The organism is Mesoflavibacter sp. SCSIO 43206 (assembly GCF_019904215.1).
In the GTDB taxonomy this organism is placed as follows: Bacteria; Bacteroidota; Bacteroidia; order Flavobacteriales; family Flavobacteriaceae; genus Mesoflavibacter; species Mesoflavibacter zeaxanthinifaciens.
The window spans coordinates 416,262-433,067 of record NZ_CP063201.1 but is presented as its reverse complement, the minus strand read 5'-3'; the positions used below and the strand labels follow the sequence as shown (position 1 = coordinate 433,067).

Below are 16,806 nucleotides of genomic sequence, written 5' to 3'. Positions count from 1 at the left end.
GTGACCGATACTACCATATCAAATCCTTTGCTTAGGCGCATTGTACACTCTAAATATATAGATGTACTTGGAGTAGTTTTGGTAGTTGGAATTACACTTTACAGAAACTTTCATGAAACTATATATTATGAAGGAGGTATCCGTTTTGGGATACCTTTTTCTAGTTTATGGAGCTATATAGAAAAAGGCGCTTTCCCAATAGGTATTTTATCTATTTTAGGAGCTGTTTTTTCTTTATTAGCTACACGTTTTTTAGTTAGACAAAGTAATGTAGGTAACGTAATTTGGATTTTTACGACTATAAATTCTGGAGTTATAGATTATTTATTTGGCAATCATTCAGCTATAATAACTTATCCTTTAACCTTTGGATTAGCGTTATTGTCTACAAAAAAATGGTATGAAGGAGAACGTATTAAAAATGCAGATTTTAGGTATTGGGTATTATTTATAGTTGCGTTTATAATATCGTATAGTCTTGTGTATTTAGGATTTTATTGGTTTGGTACAACAATAACCAATCCAATTTTTAAACATACAATTGCAATTATTTTTGGAATTTCTATTATAGGAAACGTTGGTATTGTATTTAAATACAAACAGTCCTTTTTAGTCTGGACATTTTATAATTTTGCTCAAATAGTAAAGAATTTTATTCAAGGTAATTTAGCTAATGTTATCAAATATGTATTTTACTTAAGCAATGCTATTTTAACCTATTTTGATTGGCATCTTAATGGAGATGTAAAAACTTTAAAAGAAAAATAAATGGAATTATTCGGTATAACTTTAACAGAATACATAGGCTATTTTGCCTCTTTTTTTGTCTTACTTTCATTTACAATGAAAAACGTAAAAAGACTAAGAATTGTTAACATGATTGGTTGTACATTATTTATAATTTATGGTTTTATGATGCCAACCGTTAGAGTTGGTTTGCCTATAATTATAGCAAACGCAGCAATTTTTTGCGTTAACTTTTATTATGCGTTTTTAAAGAAAAATTAGTACTTTCAAAGCTGTAAAACAGTTACTCTATTTATTCAGTACTCAAATATTCAGCATCACATCTTAAGCTTTGGAATGACTTTATAAGTCAGTCCAAAAATGGCACATTTCTTTTTAATCGTCACTTTATGGATTACCATAAAGACCGATTTGATGACTATTCTTTAATGGTATTTAAAGAAGAAAAGTTAGTCGCAGTTTTGCCAGCAAATAGAGTAGAAGATAAGCTGTTTTCTCATCAGGGATTAACTTATGGCGGATTAGTAATTTCTAAAAAACTTAAACTCCATCATTTTATTGATGTGTTTAAAGCGGTACTAAAGTTTTTAGATAGCAACCATTTTACGACGCTTGATTTAAAATTAATACCTTCAATTTATACATCATTACCAAGTGACGAGTTGGATTATTTACTGTTCTTGACTAAATCTAAATTATATAGAAAAGACACACTTTCTGTAGTTGTTTTAGATGAACAAATAAAATTTTCTAAAGATCGATTAGCAGGTTACAAAAAAGGAGTTAAACACGGTTTAGAAGTTAGAGAAGTAGATGGTTTTGAGGAGTTTTGGAATAGTATTTTAATTCCGAATTTAAAAAGCAAATACAATGTAAATCCTGTACATAGTTTAGAAGAAATTACTTTGTTGAAACAACAATTTCCTAAAAAAATTAGACAGTTTAATGTGTGTAGTGATAATAAAATAGTTGCAGGAACAACTATTTTTGAAACTAAATATGTAGCACATTCTCAGTATATTTCTGGAAATGATGAAAAAAACCAATCAGGAAGTTTAGATTTTTTACATCATTATTTAATAAAAGAAGTTTTTAAGTCGAAACGCTATTTTGACTTTGGAATTTCAAATGAAAATAATGGCCTTAATATTAATGCTGGTCTTTTATATTGGAAAGAAGGCTATGGTGCAAGAACAATAACACATGACTTTTATGAGGTTTCAACTAAAAACTATAAACTTTTAGAAGACGTTTTAATATGATAAAGTTTTTAGATTTACATAAAATCAATGCGCGTTTTGAAACCGAATTTAAAACAAAGTTTGAGGCTTTTTTAAAAAGCGGTTGGTACATTCTTGGTGAAGGAGTAAAACAGTTTGAAACCGAATTTGCTACTTATTGCGGTACGCAATATTGTATAGGAACAGGTAACGGTTTAGATGCTTTAGAATTGATTTTTAAAGGGTATTTAGAGTTAGGACTTTTACAGCCAAAAGATGAAGTAATTGTTCCTGCAAATACTTATATAGCAAGTATTATATCTATAATAAATGCTGGTTTAACTCCAGTTTTAGTAGAGCCAGATTCAAAAACTTTTAATATTGATGTATTAGAAATAGATAAGCATATTTCAACTAAAACAAAAGCAATTTTAGTCGTTCATTTATATGGGCAGTTATGCGATATGAATTCTATAAATACATTGGCTAATGATAAAAATTTATTAATTGTTGAAGATGCAGCACAAGCACATGGTGCAACAGCAGATTCAAAAAAAGCAGGTAATATAGCAGATGCTGCAGCATTTAGTTTTTACCCTTCAAAAAATCTTGGCGCATTAGGAGATGCTGGTGCTGTTACTACAAATAATGAAGAATTGGCGAAGGTGATTTTCAAGTTAAGAAATTACGGATCTTCAGCTAAATATGTTAACGAATTTGTAGGAAGTAACAGTCGCTTAGATGAAATACAGGCATTGTTTCTTTCAACTAAATTAAAACAATTAGATGTAGATAATTTAAGACGTCAAGAGATAGCAAAACGTTACTTATCCGAAATCAATAATCCTAAAATCAAATTACCGTTTTATAATTACTCTTCAAACCATGTGTTTCATTTATTTGTTGTTTTAGTAGAAAATCGTCAGGATTTTGTTAATTATTTAAAAGCTAACAAAATAGAGTCGTCTATACATTATCCTACAGCTCCTCACCAACAAAAAGCGCTTTATCGATTAAATAGTTTAAAATTTCCGATAACAGAAAAAATTCACGAAACTTGTGTTAGTCTACCTATTAGTCCTGTGATGACTCAAAAAGAAGTAGATCAAGTTATTAGAACCCTTAATGATTACTAATTGAAAAAAGTATTAAACTATATTAATAATAATGTTTTATTAAAAGTAGCTTCACTTAATTCAGTATCTGTGATTGTTAAAATTATAGCAGGATTTTTAACGTCAAAGTTTATGGCTATTTTTATTGGTGCCGAAGGTATGGCACTAGTGGGTAACCTTCGTAATTTTGTTGGTTCTGTACAGTCTATATCTATTTTAGGTCTATACAAAGGTGTTGTTAAATATATAGCACAACATAAGCATGACAGGACAAAGCTTTCTAAGATACTATCTACAGTTTTTTATTTAGGGTTTATCTCTACCCTTTTACTAAGTTTTTTAATTTATTATAATGCAGAGTACATAAACGACTTCATTTTTAAAGCCTATAATAACTATACATACATAATAAAAATTTTAGCATTAGCACTACCTTTTTACGCATTAAACATGTTGGCTTTTGCTATAATGAATGGTTTTTCTAAATATAAATATTTAATCATATTTAACATTTTTGGTCAGATTTTAGGAGCAACTATCACTATACTATTAATTTGGAAAAACCGAATAGATGGAGCCTTAACAGCTGTTGCTATTGCAGAGTCTATAATCTTTTTAATTACGCTTGTAGGAATTATTAATAGACAAAACTTTGCGCCTTTAATTAAAGCTAGTAAGTTTAGTTTTAAATTAACTAAAAAGCTAAGTTCATATTCCGGAATGGCTTTGTTTTCTGCCATTATTTTACCTTTAGTAGCATTATTTATAAGAAATTATATTATAGATAATGTAGGAGTAGAAAGTGCTGGACATTGGGAAGCAATGAACAGAATATCTAACTACTATTTAATGTTTGTTAGCACACTTTTGTCTCTATATATTTTACCTCGTTTTTCTGAAATTGATACTATTAAAGACTTTAGAAAAGAAGTGTTTAGTTTTTATAAGACTATAATTCCCATTTTTGGATTAGGTCTTATTATTATTTACTTTTTGAGACATTTTATTGTTTTAATTGTTTTAACTGAAGAGTTTCAACCTGTTGAAGACCTATTTTTTTGGCAGCTTTTAGGAGATTTTATCAAAGTACTATCAGTAGTTATAGCGTATCAATTTTTAGCAAAACGAATGTTTTGGCATTATATAATTACAGAAGCTTTTTCTGTAACAACATTATACTTTACAAGTCAGTATTTGATTGATGAGTTTGGAGTTGTTGGTGCAAATATGGCTCACTTTGTAACTTATGTGCTGTATTATGGAATTATCTTGATGATCTTTTATTCTTCTTTATTTGGTATAATCCCAGAGAAGCAGGAAGAAGATTAATTATTCTGCCAAGTTGCTAAGTATTGTTTTGCAACTTCTTTATAATCATGATGTGTTTCAATAAACTGTCTAGCATTTTTTGAAATCATATTAATTTGCTCAGGATTTTCTATTAACCATTCTAATTTTTTAACTAAATAATTTACATCAGGTAAAGCATTTATGGCAACAGTATCTTCTTCTAAATTATAATGATCTAGCCATTCTTGTTCAGCGCCTGTAAAAACTACTTTGCCTTTTGCCATAGCTTCTAAAGCATTGTAACCTTGGTCGTATGCATAGATCTGGTCTAATAAAATATGAGCGTTGTTGTATATGTTTATGTATTCTTTATAGGGTAGATTAGTAGTTTCAATGATATTTACTTTGTCTTCATATTTTTTCTTAATAATAAATAAAGCTTCAGTAAAGAATTTATTACCTTTTTTTATAGAAGAATGACTATTAATACCATGAAAAATATTGATTTTATCATTTGCTTTTAAGGGGATGTATTTAATTTTATCAATATTTATTGGGTTAGGGATTAAGCCTAAGTAATGCGGATGATTTTTTAATGGGATATGATAATCCATATCAGAAGCTATTACGCCTTTAGTATTTTTGTAAATAAAATGATGTAGTTTTTTATATGGTGGTGTTATGTATTTTAAAGCGTATATAAATCTTTTCTTTTGTGACTGGTCTTCTAAATATGAAGTCATGGAAGAATGTTTTAACTTGCCGTCTAAAGCGTATTTGACAGATATGTAATCATTACCACAGCATAGCAGAAAAGCATCTATATTTTGAGAAAATAGTTTGTCTAAAAATTTAATTTGAAATTTAGGGTAAGTAAATAAAGCATCTTCATTTATTAACTGTATAACATCAAAACCTTTTAATTGGTTGATTTTTTGGTTGTAGTAAAAAGCGTTTTCAAGTTTAATAAAATCAAGATTTAAAAACCTTATAAACATAGAATTAATAAGGCTTAATATTTTTGATTTTTTTATTTTGGAACTTAGGTCTATATCAACATTAAAACCTTTAAAACCATCACCACTTCCAATTAAAGTTACATTATGACCTGATTTTTCTAAACCTTCTTTTAAAGAGTTATGTAATCTGCTAAATTCGCCAATCAATAAAATGTTCATTTATATTTTTATACATTTGTTTTCAAATTTAAATAAATAAAATGTTATCATAATAATGAGTGATGAAAATTTAGAAGTGTTAATTTCTACAATGAATAGAAACTCAATTAATTTTATTTATAAAATGTTTGAAAAAACAGAACTTTCAAAGTTTAATGTTTTAATTATAAATCAAACGACCAAAGACAATAAATTGTCATCAAAATTACCAAATGTAAGAGTAATTAATTCTTTTGAAAAAGGTTTAAGTAAAAGTAGGAATCTCGCATTGAAAAATGCCAAATCTAAATATGTAGTCATTGCAGATGATGATTTGGTTTATGAAAAAGAATTTTATAAATCAATTTTAGAAGCGTTTAAACAAAATAAAGATGCAGCTATTATATCTTTTGAAGCGTATGATGATAATGGTTTACCGATGCGTAAATACCCTAATCAATCTCAATTACATAGCTTTGAAACAATATCTAAAGTTTCCTCTAGGGAAATTGTTATTAATTTAGAGGTTTTAAACAAAAATGACATAAAATTTAATGAAAATTTTGGTTTGGGTAGTTTATTTGAAACTGGAGAAGAGCAACTTTTTGCAGAAGAAGTTTTTAAGCATGAAAAATGTGTATTTAAAAAAATAAAAATAGTAGAACATCCTTATTTTACATCTGGAAGGGAATCTGGTTCAGATAGACTTATCTATGCTAGATCAGCACTTTTTTACAAGAGACATGGTTTTTATTCTTATATAAAATTACTTCATTATCTATTTTTAGTATTTAAATCAAAAGAGATTTCTACTAATCAAATATTTTATAAACTTAAAATAGGCTTAAAAGGAATAGCTAAATATAAAGAGTTATTGAGGAAAGGTTTAGAAAAGAATAAGTAATAAATATGATTATAAGTACTGTGCATAATATAAAATTAGTTGAAATACCCAAAATTAAAGATGTTAGAGGTAATCTTTCTGTTGTAGAAAAAGATATAATACCTTATGAGATTAAGCGTGTTTATTACTTATATGATGTGCCAAGTGACGCCTATCGTGGTGGGCATGCACATAAAGAACAGTTAGAGTTACTTATAGCGTTAAGCGGAAGCTTTGAGGTGACTCTTGATGATGGTAAAAGTAAACGCTCAATAATATTAAATAAACCAAATAAAGGCTTATTAATACCTAAAGGAATTTGGAGAGAGTTGCAAGATTTTTCATCTGGATCTGTGTGTTTGGTGTTAGCTTCAGATGTGTTTGATGAAGAAGATTATATTAGAGATTACAACGATTTTTTGTCTTTTAAAAATTAACTTTTTTGATATAAAAAACTAAAATAACTTAGCTTTAGTAGTTGTAATAAAAAGATGTTAGGCTTATTACTTAAGAGCTGTTTTTCTATTTTATTATTGCATGATTTGTAAAACCAACTAAAAAGACGGTTTAGATATATTTTTTTTATTCTAGAATGTGTCTTAAGTAAACTATTATCATGCTTGGTTATTTCTCTTTTTTCAACTGAGTTATACAATAACTTTACTGCGTCTTTTTGTTTCTTTAAAAAGGAACTGTTATCCTCAAGTCCTAGATGGATTACTTCATTGTTAATATGTAGAGTTTTTATATTTTGCTCTTTTAGTAAAGAAGCAAAGATTAAATCACCGCCATAAGTATTTGTTTTTACTTGTTTTGATAAAGACAGATAAGTGTCCTTCTTTATTAAAAGGTTTGCAGAAATTATAACCTTATATGGGTTTGAATTTCTTTTTTGGGCTGTTACTTCTTCCTTTTGTTTTCCATATTTCCATCTTAAAAGATGTTTTTTATTGCTGTTTTCATCGTAATAAAAACCACCAAAAATAGCTTTGTAATCTTGATCTATGTAGTTTAAATACTTAGTTATAAAGTTGTCGTTTTTTGGTATAACATCTGCGTCTAAAAACAAGAGCCATTTATTTTTGGCCAATTTTGCTAAATGCTCTCTTGTAGCAACTCTTCCTTTGTTTTCGGAGCTTATTTTATAGTAGCAACTTGATAATTTTTCAATTTTTTTATTTGCTTTAGTAAAACCTGAATCAGAGTGGTCGTCTAAGCAGATAATTTCAAAGTCAATGTTTGCTTTTAAACATTTTTCATGAATGTTTAATACCAAATCGTAGATGTAGTAATTGTAAGTTGGTATTAAAATGGATAACATAAAATTTTAACTTTTACGTTGCACGACTTCAAATATTTTGTTGTCGTCGCATTTTAGAGTTTTACTCGGATATTTTAAAAGTAATGCATAATCATGAGTTGCCATTAAAATAGTATTGCCATTTTTGTTAATGTCTTGCAGCACTTCCATTACCTCAATACTTGTTTGTGGATCTAAATTACCAGTTGGTTCATCTGCAAGGATTAATTCTGGTTCGTTTAATAATGCTCTTGCAATAGCTATACGTTGTTGCTCGCCACCAGATAATTCATGCGGAAATTTAAAACCTTTAGTTTTCATACCAACTTTATCTAAAACATGCTCAATGCGTTCTTTCATTTTAGTTTTGTCTTTCCAGCCAGTTGCTTTTAAAACAAAAAGTAAATTGTCGTTTATTGTTCTATCTGTTAGTAATTTAAAATCTTGAAAAACAATACCTAATTTTCTTCTTAAAAAAGGAATTTCTTTTTCTTTTAAAGTACTTAAATTAAAATCTACAATATGTCCTTGTCCTTGTTGTAGTTTTAAATCACCGTAAAGGGTTTTCATAAAACTACTTTTTCCAGATCCTGTTTTTCCTATAAGATAAACAAAGTCACCTTTGTTAACTTCTAAATTCACATTAGATAATACTAAGTTATCACCTTGAAAAATACTAGCGTCTTTAAGTTCTAAAACGGTGTTAGACATATATAATTTATATTTTAATTTTTTTTTAAACGGTTATTTAAATTAAGCATTACAAAGTAAACAATTAATGCGAAATAAGGATAGCAGAAACGACTATTGTTTCCAAAAGCTACTAATGCTTGTGCTAGTGATGCAGATAGCACGATGCAAATAATAAATAGGTTAACGTCGTAATTTGTACATTTATTTTTAAAAAAGAGATAGATTTTTTTAAAACTAAATATTATAAAAAATACATTTATAATTAGTAGTAAATACCTATGTAAGTAAAGCCAAGTTGCTATTATTCCTAATCTAAAATAGCTGTTTTTAACTTTAGTGTTATTCCAATAAAAGCTGCTTTTGTTGCCCCAAAAAAGTAACCAAGATATACCAACTTGCTTAAAGTATAATTCTGGATGTTTTTTAAATAAATCTTTAGAGATTAAGGATAATCTATGTGATAAGTCTACTTCTGTTAATTTGGTTTTGTCTAGTAATTCTTGATGCGCAAACCAAACACTCATTGCTATTCGGTCTGGATTGTATTGTTTTAAAGAGTCTCTATGTTTAACTAAAATAGTTTTAATTAAAGTATCATTGGTAACAGCTTTTTCAAAAAAAGGAGTAGCAGTTTGCGCTAGATTAATTCCAAAATATTGTGTGTTAGTAAAGTGATCAATGGTTTTAAGATTGTAATTATTCCATAATACGTATGATAGTAAAGGAACACTTAAAGTTATTAGGCTTTTTATAAGACTGTATTTTAAGTAGGTTTTAAATTGTTTTACTATAAAAAATAATGCGAATCCTACTGGAATGTAAATAAAAAAAGGTCTAATCATATAAAGCCAACCAAATAGAAAGCTTAACATAATGTAATGTTTAATACTAGCTTGATGGCTAAATAAATTAGACTTAATTATATGCCAAATAGTTAATAATAAAACAAAAGCCGAAATATTTTCAGTAAGCAAAGCAAAATCAAATAAGACAACATTAACAAAAGATGTGTAAATAATTGCAGTCCAAAAAGCAAGATTAGTTGTTTTGGTTATGTGTCGTGTAATATTAAATAATAATACTGTAGCTAAAACACCAAGAATGATTTGAAAACCAATTAACACAGTTAAATTACGGCCAAACAGACTAATAAATATTGGAAAATCAGGTGTACGTTTTCCGTCATAATTACTCCAATCAAAATTTGTAATTGTATCTGCTAAAGCTAAATAATCATAACTATCTGGAGTAAGAGTAATAGCGCCATAAAAACAAACAAAAATTAATCTTACAGCAATAGCATAAACTAATAAAAGCGCTATTGGTTTTTGATGTATTAATGCTTTAATTTTATTAATCATAGATATAAATTACAAATACTCTATTTGTTATTATAGATTGGTAAATATAGTGTTTATAAACTTCAAAAAAATTACATTTAATAACTCCGTTTATAATTATTAGTTAAATCTAACGTTAAGCTATTAGATTAATTTATCTTTGATTTACAATTTAAAAAACGTGTCAATGTTAGTAAAAAAACAGCTCACCTTTTTAGTGTTTTTTCTATTTTCGGTAATGATGATGGCGCAACAAACCGCCATTTACACTAGTACTTTAACCGATTATCAAAAAGCACTTCAACTATTTAATAATCAACAATATTTAGCAGCACAAACCTTGTTTAGTCAGGTTAAAAAGCAAACCGATAACCCAAATATCGAAAGCGATTGTGCTTTCTACATTGCTAATTCGGCAATTAGATTAAACCAGCAAGGCGCAGATACGATGATGGAAAATTTTGTTGAAAATTATCCAACAAGCACCAAAAAAAATACAGCCTTTTTAGATGTAGCCGATTATTATTTTGAAAACGGAAAATACGCTTACGCTCAAAAATGGTACGAAAAAGTAGACGAAGCGTCTATGAGTCGTGCAGACCGAGAAAAATTCAATTTTAATAATGGTTACGCTTCATTTGTTACCAAAAATTATAACGATGCTAAAAAGTATTTAACGCGTGTAGAGACTTCACAAAAATATGGCTCTCAAGCAAAATACTATCTTGGTTTCATGTCTTATCAAGGTGATGATTATGATAGCGCCAACAAGTATTTTGATCAAGTTAGTGATGAAGAAAAATACAAAGAAAAGCTAAGCTATTATCAAGCCGATTTAAATTTTAAACTAGGTAAGTTTGAAAAAGCGATAGAATTAGCTAAAGAAAAACTGCCAACTAGTGATAGAAATGAAATTTCTGAACTTAATAAAATTATAGGCGAAAGCTATTTCAACCTAGAAAAATACAGCGAAGCCATTCCGTATTTAAAAGAATACCAAGGTAGAAAAGGTAAGTGGAGCAATACCGATTATTACCAATTAGGTTACGCTTATTATAAGCAAAAGGATTACGATAGTGCGATTTCAGAATTTAATAAAATAGTAAGCGCAAATAATAGCGTTGCCCAAAATGCTTATTATCATTTAGGTGAAAGTTACGTGCATGTTGGTAAAAAGCAAGAAGCATTAAACGCTTTTAGAAATGCATCACAAATGGATTACGATTTAAAAATTCAGGAAGATGCTTGGTTAAATTATGCCAAAATTAGTTACGAAATTGGTAACGCTTATCAATCGGTACCACAAGTGCTAACAGGTTATTTAGAAAAATATCCTGATACGCAATATAAAGATGAAGTAGAAACGCTTTTAATAGACTCTTACATTACCTCTAAAAACTATAAAGAAGCGTTAGAGTTATTAAAAAACAAAAAGAGTTTTGAAAGTAAAGTAGCGTATCAAAAAGTAGCGTTTTATCGTGGTTTAGAATTATATAATGAAGGAAATTATCAAGATGCAAAAGATCTTTTTGAAAAATCTTTAAGCGAGCAACAAGACCAAACCTTTACAGCGCGTGCAACATTTTGGAACGCCGAAACGGATTACAATTTAAGTGATTACAACGAAGCATTAATTGGTTTTAAACAGTTTGAACAACAAACTGAAGCGCCTTCAACTAAAGAATATACTAACTTAGATTACAATATTGCTTACACCTATTTTAAACAAAAAAAGTATAGTGAAGCGACACAGTATTTCAACAGTTTTATCTCAAAACACAAAGAAGATAAAGTAAGATTGAATGATGCTTACTTGCGTTTAGCCGATGGTTATTTTGTATCAAGTCGTTATACAGATGCTATTTCGGCTTACGAAAAAGCAATTGCTGTTGGACAATTAGAAAACGATTATGCGTTCTTTCAAAAGGCGATGAGTTATGGTTACATTAGTCAAGATGCTAAAAAAAGAAGTGAGTTAGAGCAATTTATTTCAACCTATAAAAATTCAAAATTACGTGATGATGCGATGTATGCGTTAGGAGATTCTTATGTAAAATCTGGTGACGATGCTAAAGCAATTCAGACCTTTGATCGTCTAATTTCAGAGTACAAAACAAGTCCGTTTAACAGCAAAGCGCAATTGCGTCAAGGATTAGTGTTTTATAATAAAAATGATAATCAACGCGCATTGACTAAGTTAAAAGCTGTCGCAGAGAATTATCCAAATTCGGCAGAAGCCAATCAAGCGGTTTCTACTGCAAGATTAATTTACATAGATCTAGGTCAGGTAGATGCTTATGCGGCTTGGGTAAATACATTAGATTATGTAGAAGTTACCGATGCCGATTTAGATAACGATACTTACGAAGCTGCCGAAAAACAGTTTTTAGACAACAATACCAATGCAGCGATTAAGCAGTTTAACAACTATTTAAACCAATTTCCTAATGGATTACATGCCAATTCAGCACATTTCTATTTAGCGCAAATGTATTTTAAAAAGGACTTGCCAGATAATGCAAAACCACATTTTGAATATGTTGTTAATCAATCGCAAAGCGAATTTACAGAAGAAGCATTGCTGCGTTTATCACAAATTCAGTTAAACCAAAAAGATTGGAATGCAGCAATACCAACGTTAAAGCGTTTGGAAGCCGAATCTAATTTTCCTCAAAATACACGTTTTGCGCAGTCTAATTTAATGCAAGCTAATTATCAGTTAGAGCAGTATGGTCAAGCTGTCGCTTACGCGGAAAAAGTACTTGCTAACACCAATTTAGATAACAAAATTAAAAGCGATGCTTATGTCATTATTGCACGTTCTGCAATCAAAACAAATGATGAAGCTAAAGCTAAAGCAGCATATCAAAACGTTGAAGCAACTGCAACTGGTGAAACTGCTGCAGAAGCTTTGTATTATAACGCTTATTTTAAAAATAAAGAAGGTGACTATGAAGCGTCTAATGCAGTAGCACAGCGATTAGCTAAAGATTATTCGGGTTACAAATATTACGGAGCAAAAGGGTTAATCGTTATGGCAAAGAATTTTTATGCTTTAGGTGATGCGTTTCAAGCGACTTACATTTTAGAAAGTGTTATTAAAAACTTTAGCAACTTTGAAGATGTAAAAACAGAAGCTGAAACCGAACTAGCAACCATAAAAGCAGAAGAAGCTAAAACAAATTCTTCTGTAATTACCGAAGATTAAAATTTTATTATTTAAGGTTGTCACATTGAGCTTGTCGAAATGCGTAACAATTAGAAAAACAACAATCATAATTCAATAAAACTAAATTATGTTTAATAACAAAAAGCAAATCATATTACTGTTTTTATCATTGATAACAACCGTAATGTTATTTTCTCAAGAAAGAGATCAAGACACTATAAATACAGATGTTATAGATGTTATAAAACCATATACACCAACTGTTTCGGATGCATTTAAAGTAAAAGAAACACCAACGTTAGATGATACCGAAACTGGTGCAAAAAAAGAAGTGCAATACAATATTTTTTCGTTTCCTGTAGCATCTACATTTACACCTGCAAAAGGTAAAGCAGCAGTTGTTGACAAAGCAAAAAAAGTGAAATTATACGATAACTATGCTAGTTTAGGTGTTGGGACTTACACAACTATTGTTGGAGAAGTGTTTTTAAATCATGCAATTGGTCGTGATCAGTCTGTAAGTGCTCATATTGCACATCAATCGTCTCAAGGCGATGTGGAAGATGTGTTGACAGATAGTGGTTTTTCAGATTCTAAATTAAATTTAAGCTATACTAATAGAAATAGAGACTTTACCTGGTCTGCTTTAGGCGGATTTAATTACCAAACCTATAATTGGTATGGTTTACAGCAACCATTATATGATCAGACAACAGCAGATGGATTGGACGTTGGTCATTCTTATTACACAGCTCATGTTGGTGGTGATATTAATTTTGAAGATGCAATTGTTAATGATGGAAGTGTGTTGTTTAGACGTTTTGGAGACGATTACAGTTCTGGAGAAAATAGATTTAAAGCTGATGTAAACGGAACAGTGACCATTCAAGATTTAGATATAAATACAGGCGTTTTTGTAGATTATTTAAGCGGAAGTTTTGACCGTGATTACTACTCGCCAACCGAATTAAACTATGGTAATTTTCAAGTTGGTGTCAATCCAAAATTACAACTTAAGCAAGACGATTTAACAGTAGATTTAGGATTAAAAGCGGTTTATTTTAATAATACAGAAGCTAGTGATAGTAAGTTTTTTGTCTATCCAGATATTGCAGCAAGTTATAAATTAGTAGACGAAATTTTAATCGTTTTTGCTGGAGTAAAAGGAGGATTAATACAAAATAACTATCATGATTTTGCACAAGAGAATCCGTTTGTGTCACCAAATTTATATGTCGTCCCTACAGATCAGCAATACAATGCATTTGGAGGATTAAGAGGAAAATTATCTAGCAATACAAGTTATACGATTAGTGGAAGATACCAAGCCGAAAAAAACAAAGCTTTATTTGTAAATAATGATGTGTTGGCAACAGACCAACCATATACTTACGGAAATTCTTTTGGTGTAACTTATGATAATGTAAACACGTTTAGCGTTGCAGGTGAAGTAAATGTAGACGTAAACAGAAACTTTACTTTAGGCTTAAAAGCCGAATATTTTACGTATGATGTTAAAAATGAAGAAGAAGCATGGAACCTACCAGATATTGAAGCCTCTTTATTTTTAGATTACCAAATAGACGAACATTGGTTTGCTGGCGCTAACTTATTTTATGTTGGAGAGCGTAAAGATTTATTATTTGTGCCAAGTCTATTAGCTCCACCAACAAATCAAGTAGTAACTTTAGATAGTTATTTTGATGCTAATGCACATGTGGGTTATCACATTACCGATAGATGGTCTGCATTTTTAAAGGCAAATAATATGGCGTCTCAAAACTACAATAAGTGGCAAAACACGCCAGTACAAGGTATTCAGATTTTAGCTGGTGCGACTTACAAATTTGATTTTAATTAGTATTGGCATAATAATTGTTAAATTTGAAATAACAATAAACCTTTAAAATGAAAAATATAATCACTCTTATTTGCTTTTTAGTAGTAGCAAATTCAGGTTTTGCGCAAGTTGATGCCTATAGCGAAGACGTAAAAAAATGCATAAAAAGTAATGGTACCATTGCTTATTATGAAAATGTAGTAGATCAAATGTTTACAATGTTAGAAGAGCAGTTTGAATCTCAAAACGTACCAGCAAAAGTATGGACAGAAATAAAAGCAGAAAAAACAGATGCAATGGATGAGTTAGCTCAAATGATTGTGTCTGCTTATCGCGCACATTTTACGCATGAAGATGTAAAAAATATGAATGCATTATATGCAACCAAGGCAGGACAAAACATGTTTAAACCAGAAGAGTTGTCTGAAGGTGATAAAGTAGTCTTAAAAGAATTTTATGCAAGCGAAACAGGACAGAAAATTGTAAACTCACAGGATTCTATGAATGCGTCCATGAGTAATATATCTGAGATGTGGAGTAAAGATTTATACCAAGGTGTAATTTCTAAATTATCAGAAAAAGGTTATAATCTTTAAGTGATTTTATGAAAGTTAATACTTTAACAATAGGGCTATTCCTTTTTTCAGTGGTTAGCTATGCTTGTAGTTGTAGTTACGGAACATTAAGTACTAAACTTAATAGTTTTGATAATATTTTTACAGCTAAAGTAGTTAAGGTGTTAGAGTATCATAGTAATTCTAAACAAGCAAAAAAAATAGAGGTTGAATTTTTAGAAAAAATAAATTTTAAGTACAATTCAAATATAATTTATTTCTCAGAACCAAGTGGGATTTGTCCAATACCAAACCCAAAAAAAGATTTAGAATGGCTATTTTATATTAATATATCTGAAGAAAATAAATTAATTATCAGTGAATGTAATCCTTCAGTTAATTTAAAAAACAGGAGAGCTAAAGATGATTTAAGTAAATTGAAAATCTTAAACAATCTACGAAATGAAAATTTAGAGCCTTTAAGTTTTTATGAAAGTAATCTGTCTTTTTTTCAGTCAGATTTTAGTCGATCAAAATATTATGAGTTTGATAATGATTATGGTCTATATGAAGTTGTTTTTGACAAAAATCTTTCAAGTGTAAACAAGATAACAGTAAAAAAAGGACTAGGCGATAAATTTGATGAAAAAATAATGAGTTATTTTAAAAATAGGTTTAATTTAAAATTAAGAAGTAATGTGAAGTCTTTAGTTGATGATAATTTTAAATTAAGAGTTTTAGTATGGAAGACTAAATAAAAATTTTAGCCAAATAATCATAATGCTCGCCTTCAGCGAGCATTTCGCATTTTAAACCAACAGCTTTGCATGCTGTATCTAATAAATTAAAGTCTAGGTAAAGCCACTTCATTGGTGTTTCTTTTTCACCTTTATAAGAAATGTAATAATCTAATTCGCCATAATAATTAGCATTCATATCGTGCCAAAATCCGCCATCTTCATCTAAATACATATACTTTATATCACTAGAATCAATTAAGATTTGTCCGTTTTCATTTAAAATAGATTTTAAGTGTAAAAGGTATTTAGACACTTGATTTAAGGTTTGAAATATACCAGTGCCATTCATAAGTAAAAGAATAGTATCAAAAGTATCGGTTTCGTCTAAAATAGATTTATGCTCAACATTTAAAACGCCTCTTTGTTTTGCAACTTTTACAGCGCCTTCAGAGATATCTATTGCTTTAACTTCAATATCTTTTTGTTGTAAATACAAACTATGGCTACCTGCGCCACAACCAACATCAAGCGTTTTACCTTTTGCTAATTTTAGTGCTTTTTGCTCTAGTTTAGGCATGTCTTTAAAACCTCTGAATAAATAAGGAAGCGGTAACTCGTCCTCATCAGAAATGTTTGTTGAGGTAATAATGTCTTCGGTGTAGTTATCGTTATAATAATCTAATAAAGCTTTTCCAAAAAGGTCTTTCATTTAGTTTTAATTTTCATTTCCGCGAAAGCGAAAACATAGTGGTAAAATA

16 protein-coding genes are annotated in these 16,806 nt (G+C 29.3%); 11 read left to right on the top strand and 5 right to left on the bottom strand.

Annotated features, from left to right (window positions below):
- From INR78_RS02200 to INR78_RS02180, 5 genes are all read left to right on the top strand, one after another.
- Complete coding sequence (locus INR78_RS02200) at positions 1–768, top strand: nicotinamide mononucleotide transporter (RefSeq protein ID WP_223077291.1); 768 nt, start codon at positions 1–3, stop codon at positions 766–768.
- Entirely contained in the window at positions 769–1,008 is a 240-nt protein-coding gene (locus INR78_RS02195; protein WP_223077290.1) for a uroporphyrinogen decarboxylase, read from the top strand. It begins immediately after the preceding gene.
- A gap of 128 nt (positions 1,009–1,136) precedes the next feature.
- A complete protein-coding gene (locus INR78_RS02190; RefSeq protein ID WP_255593105.1) occupies positions 1,137–2,009 on the top strand; it encodes a GNAT family N-acetyltransferase in 873 nt (290 codons plus the stop codon).
- Complete coding sequence (locus INR78_RS02185) at positions 2,006–3,103, top strand: DegT/DnrJ/EryC1/StrS aminotransferase family protein (protein ID WP_223077289.1); 1,098 nt, start codon at positions 2,006–2,008, stop codon at positions 3,101–3,103. Before INR78_RS02190 ends, INR78_RS02185 begins: the two co-directional genes overlap by 4 nt.
- Positions 3,104–4,411, top strand: coding sequence for an O-antigen translocase (locus INR78_RS02180; protein WP_223077288.1), 1,308 nt, complete (start codon positions 3,104–3,106; stop codon positions 4,409–4,411). It begins immediately after the preceding gene.
- On the opposite strand, the gene INR78_RS02175 is transcribed toward INR78_RS02180, so the two are convergent.
- The gene (locus INR78_RS02175; protein WP_223077287.1) at positions 4,408–5,550 is read right to left on the bottom strand and encodes a glycosyltransferase; all 1,143 of its coding nucleotides are present in this window, start codon (positions 5,548–5,550) and stop codon (positions 4,408–4,410) included. The two genes, INR78_RS02180 and INR78_RS02175, sit on opposite strands and share 4 nt — an antisense overlap.
- Positions 5,551–5,605: 55 nt before the next feature.
- Between INR78_RS02175 and INR78_RS02170 the strand changes: the two genes are divergently transcribed.
- Entirely contained in the window at positions 5,606–6,433 is an 828-nt protein-coding gene (locus INR78_RS02170) for a glycosyltransferase (protein ID WP_223077286.1), read from the top strand.
- 5 nt (positions 6,434–6,438) lie between these two features.
- A complete protein-coding gene (locus tag INR78_RS02165) occupies positions 6,439–6,849 on the top strand; it encodes an FdtA/QdtA family cupin domain-containing protein (protein ID WP_223077285.1) in 411 nt (136 codons plus the stop codon).
- On the opposite strand, the gene INR78_RS02160 is transcribed toward INR78_RS02165, so the two are convergent.
- Genes INR78_RS02160 through INR78_RS02150 form a run of 3 tightly spaced genes read right to left on the bottom strand, consistent with a single transcriptional unit; the run spans position 6,846 to position 9,766 of the window.
- Entirely contained in the window at positions 6,846–7,733 is an 888-nt protein-coding gene (locus INR78_RS02160; RefSeq protein WP_223077284.1) for a glycosyltransferase family 2 protein, read from the bottom strand. The two genes, INR78_RS02165 and INR78_RS02160, sit on opposite strands and share 4 nt — an antisense overlap.
- Positions 7,734–7,739: 6 nt before the next feature.
- Positions 7,740–8,423, bottom strand: a complete 684-nt coding sequence (locus INR78_RS02155; protein WP_223077283.1) for a cell division ATP-binding protein FtsE — start codon at positions 8,421–8,423, stop codon at positions 7,740–7,742.
- A 14-nt stretch (positions 8,424–8,437) separates the two neighbouring features.
- On the bottom strand, positions 8,438–9,766 hold the full coding sequence (locus INR78_RS02150; protein WP_223077282.1) for a glycosyltransferase family 39 protein: 1,329 nt from the start codon (positions 9,764–9,766) through the stop codon (positions 8,438–8,440).
- 166 nt (positions 9,767–9,932) lie between these two features.
- On the opposite strand from INR78_RS02150, the gene INR78_RS02145 reads away from it, so the two are divergent.
- The 4 genes from INR78_RS02145 (at position 9,933) to INR78_RS02130 (ending at position 16,066) form a co-directional block, all read left to right on the top strand.
- Positions 9,933–12,953, top strand: a complete 3,021-nt coding sequence (locus tag INR78_RS02145; protein WP_223077281.1) for a tetratricopeptide repeat protein — start codon at positions 9,933–9,935, stop codon at positions 12,951–12,953.
- A gap of 88 nt (positions 12,954–13,041) precedes the next feature.
- Complete coding sequence (locus INR78_RS02140; RefSeq protein WP_223077280.1) at positions 13,042–14,775, top strand: TonB-dependent receptor; 1,734 nt, start codon at positions 13,042–13,044, stop codon at positions 14,773–14,775.
- A gap of 47 nt (positions 14,776–14,822) precedes the next feature.
- Positions 14,823–15,350 (top strand): DUF2059 domain-containing protein, encoded by a 528-nt coding sequence (locus tag INR78_RS02135; protein ID WP_223077279.1) that lies wholly within the window; start codon positions 14,823–14,825, stop codon positions 15,348–15,350.
- A gap of 8 nt (positions 15,351–15,358) precedes the next feature.
- The gene (locus INR78_RS02130) at positions 15,359–16,066 is read left to right on the top strand and encodes a hypothetical protein (protein ID WP_223077278.1); all 708 of its coding nucleotides are present in this window, start codon (positions 15,359–15,361) and stop codon (positions 16,064–16,066) included.
- Here INR78_RS02130 and INR78_RS02125 read toward each other — a convergent pair.
- Positions 16,059–16,757, bottom strand: coding sequence for a bifunctional 2-polyprenyl-6-hydroxyphenol methylase/3-demethylubiquinol 3-O-methyltransferase UbiG (locus INR78_RS02125; protein WP_223077277.1), 699 nt, complete (start codon positions 16,755–16,757; stop codon positions 16,059–16,061). The genes INR78_RS02130 and INR78_RS02125 overlap by 8 nt on opposite strands.
- Between the last annotated feature and the right edge of the window lie 49 nt (positions 16,758–16,806).

Bases quoted from the DNA above. Each gene is read 5' to 3' on its own strand.
- INR78_RS02140 (WP_223077280.1), top strand. From the start codon at position 13,042: ATGTTTAATAACAAAAAGCAAATCATATTACTGTTTTTATCATTGATA.
- INR78_RS02160 (WP_223077284.1), bottom strand. From the start codon at position 7,733: ATGTTATCCATTTTAATACCAACTTACAATTACTACATCTACGATTTG.
- INR78_RS02135 (WP_223077279.1), top strand. From the start codon at position 14,823: ATGAAAAATATAATCACTCTTATTTGCTTTTTAGTAGTAGCAAATTCA.
- INR78_RS02195 (WP_223077290.1), top strand. From the start codon at position 769: ATGGAATTATTCGGTATAACTTTAACAGAATACATAGGCTATTTTGCC.
- INR78_RS02125 (WP_223077277.1), bottom strand. From the start codon at position 16,757: ATGAAAGACCTTTTTGGAAAAGCTTTATTAGATTATTATAACGATAAC.
- INR78_RS02130 (WP_223077278.1), top strand. From the start codon at position 15,359: ATGAAAGTTAATACTTTAACAATAGGGCTATTCCTTTTTTCAGTGGTT.
- INR78_RS02165 (WP_223077285.1), top strand. From the start codon at position 6,439: ATGATTATAAGTACTGTGCATAATATAAAATTAGTTGAAATACCCAAA.
- INR78_RS02155 (WP_223077283.1), bottom strand. From the start codon at position 8,423: ATGTCTAACACCGTTTTAGAACTTAAAGACGCTAGTATTTTTCAAGGT.
- INR78_RS02190 (WP_255593105.1), top strand. From the start codon at position 1,137: ATGGATTACCATAAAGACCGATTTGATGACTATTCTTTAATGGTATTT.
- INR78_RS02170 (WP_223077286.1), top strand. From the start codon at position 5,606: ATGAGTGATGAAAATTTAGAAGTGTTAATTTCTACAATGAATAGAAAC.
- INR78_RS02150 (WP_223077282.1), bottom strand. From the start codon at position 9,766: ATGATTAATAAAATTAAAGCATTAATACATCAAAAACCAATAGCGCTT.
- INR78_RS02145 (WP_223077281.1), top strand. From the start codon at position 9,933: ATGTTAGTAAAAAAACAGCTCACCTTTTTAGTGTTTTTTCTATTTTCG.
- INR78_RS02185 (WP_223077289.1), top strand. From the start codon at position 2,006: ATGATAAAGTTTTTAGATTTACATAAAATCAATGCGCGTTTTGAAACC.
- INR78_RS02175 (WP_223077287.1), bottom strand. From the start codon at position 5,550: ATGAACATTTTATTGATTGGCGAATTTAGCAGATTACATAACTCTTTA.